Source organism: Streptomyces sp. NPDC042002, from assembly GCF_055588305.1.
The window spans coordinates 1,518-4,087 of sequence record NZ_JBVJCT010000080.1 but is presented as its reverse complement, the minus strand read 5'-3'; the positions used below and the strand labels follow the sequence as shown (position 1 = coordinate 4,087).

The following is a 2,570-nucleotide window of genomic DNA, read 5'->3' as shown; positions in this document are numbered from 1 at the left end:
CCCCCTTGTGGTCGGTGTACAGGTGGTGCATGGCTGTCGTCAGCTCGTGTCGTGAGATGTTGGGTTAAGTCCCGCAACGAGCGCAACCCTTGTTCTGTGTTGCCAGCATGCCCTTCGGGGTGATGGGGACTCACAGGAGACTGCCGGGGTCAACTCGGAGGAAGGTGGGGACGACGTCAAGTCATCATGCCCCTTATGTCTTGGGCTGCACACGTGCTACAATGGCAGGTACAAAGAGCTGCGAAGCCGTGAGGCGGAGCGAATCTCAAAAAGCCTGTCTCAGTTCGGATTGGGGTCTGCAACTCGACCCCATGAAGTCGGAGTTGCTAGTAATCGCAGATCAGCATTGCTGCGGTGAATACGTTCCCGGGCCTTGTACACACCGCCCGTCACGTCACGAAAGTCGGTAACACCCGAAGCCGGTGGCCCAACCCCTTGTGGGAGGGAGCTGTCGAAGGTGGGACTGGCGATTGGGACGAAGTCGTAACAAGGTAGCCGTACCGGAAGGTGCGGCTGGATCACCTCCTTTCTAAGGAGCATCTAGGCCGCCGAGCTTTGCTTGGTGGTCCAGGGCCATTACGTCGGCACACGTTCGACGGTGGTTGCTCATGGGTGGAACGTTGATTATTCGGCACTCTTGACTGTCTTCTCCTTCCAGTACTGTCCTTCGGGGCGTGGAAAGAATGAGGGAAGCGGGAAGAGGGTCGGGCACGCTGTTGGGTGTCTGAAGGTACGGCCGAATGTTGGCTGCCTTCAGTGCCGGCCCCAGTGAACTTGCCTTAGGGCAGGGTGATGGGTGGTTGGTCGTTGTTTGAGAACTGCACAGTGGACGCGAGCATCTGTGGCCAAGTTTTTAAGGGCGCACGGTGGATGCCTTGGCACCAGGAACCGATGAAGGACGTGGGAGGCCACGATAGTCCCCGGGGAGCCGTCAACCAGGCTTTGATCCGGGGGTTTCCGAATGGGGAAACCCGGCAGTCGTCATGGGCTGTCACCCATACCTGAACACATAGGGTATGTGGAGGGAACGCGGGGAAGTGAAACATCTCAGTACCCGCAGGAAGAGAAAACAACCGTGATTCCGGGAGTAGTGGCGAGCGAAACCGGATGAGGCCAAACCGTATACGTGTGAGACCCGGCAGGGGTTGCGTATGCGGGGTTGTGGGATCTCTCTTTCACAGTCTGCCGGCTGTGAGGCGAGTCAGAAACCGTTGATGTAGGCGAAGGACATGCGAAAGGTCCGGCGTAGAGGGTAAGACCCCCGTAGTCGAAACATCAACGGCTCGTTTGAGAGACACCCAAGTAGCACGGGGCCCGAGAAATCCCGTGTGAATCTGGCGGGACCACCCGCTAAGCCTAAATATTCCCTGGTGACCGATAGCGGATAGTACCGTGAGGGAATGGTGAAAAGTACCGCGGGAGCGGAGTGAAATAGTACCTGAAACCGTGTGCCTACAAGCCGTGGGAGCGTCGCGCATTGAGTTTACTCAGTGCGTCGTGACTGCGTGCCTTTTGAAGAATGAGCCTGCGAGTTTGCGGTGCGTTGCGAGGTTAACCCGTGTGGGGAAGCCGTAGCGAAAGCGAGTCCGAATAGGGCGATTCAGTAGCGCGCTCAAGACCCGAAGCGGAGTGATCTAGCCATGGGCAGGTTGAAGCGGCTGTAAGAGGTCGTGGAGGACCGAACCCACCAGGGTTGAAAACCTGGGGGATGACCTGTGGTTAGGGGTGAAAGGCCAATCAAACTCCGTGATAGCTGGTTCTCCCCGAAATGCATTTAGGTGCAGCGTCGTGTGTTTCTTGCCGGAGGTAGAGCACTGGATAGGCGATGGGCCCTACCGGGTTACTGACCTTAGCCAAACTCCGAATGCCGGTAAGTGAGAGCGCGGCAGTGAGACTGTGGGGGATAAGCTCCATGGTCGAGAGGGAAACAGCCCAGAGCATCGACTAAGGCCCCTAAGCGTACGCTAAGTGGGAAAGGATGTGGAGTCGCACAGACAACCAGGAGGTTGGCTTAGAAGCAGCCACCCTTGAAAGAGTGCGTAATAGCTCACTGGTCTAGTGATTCCGCGCCGACAATGTAGCGGGGCTCAAGCGTACCGCCGAAGTCGTGTCATTGCAGCAAGAGGGCCAACGCCCGCTGTGATGGGTAGGGGAGCGTCGTGTGCCGGGTGAAGCCGCGCCGGAAGGCAGTGGTGGACGGTTCACGAGTGAGAATGCAGGCATGAGTAGCGATACACACGTGAGAAACGTGTGCGCCGATTGACTAAGGGTTCCTGGGTCAAGCTGATCTGCCCAGGGTAAGTCGGGACCTAAGGCGAGGCCGACAGGCGTAGTCGATGGATAACCGGTTGATATTCCGGTACCCGCTGTGAAGCGTCAAACATTGAACCAGGCGATGCTAAGTCCGTGAAGCCGCCCCGGAGCCTTCGGGCAAGGGGGAGTGGTGGAGCCGACGGTCCGGACCTGCAGTAGGTGAGTGATGGGGTGACGCAGGAAGGTAGTCCATCCCGGGCGGTGGTTGTCCCGGGGTAAGGGTGTAGGCCGTGTGATAGGCAAATCCGTCACACATT

General features: G+C 58.0%; 2 rRNA genes (1 of these 2 only partly in view). Both read left to right on the top strand.

Going from position 1 to position 2,570, the window contains the following annotated elements:
* A 16S ribosomal RNA gene (locus ACZ6KY_RS42070) occupies window positions 1-529 on the top strand; the annotation flags it as partial.
* A 314-nt stretch (window positions 530-843) separates the two neighbouring features.
* Window positions 844-2,570: ribosomal RNA gene (locus ACZ6KY_RS42065) — 23S ribosomal RNA — on the top strand; it runs 1,496 nt beyond the window's last position.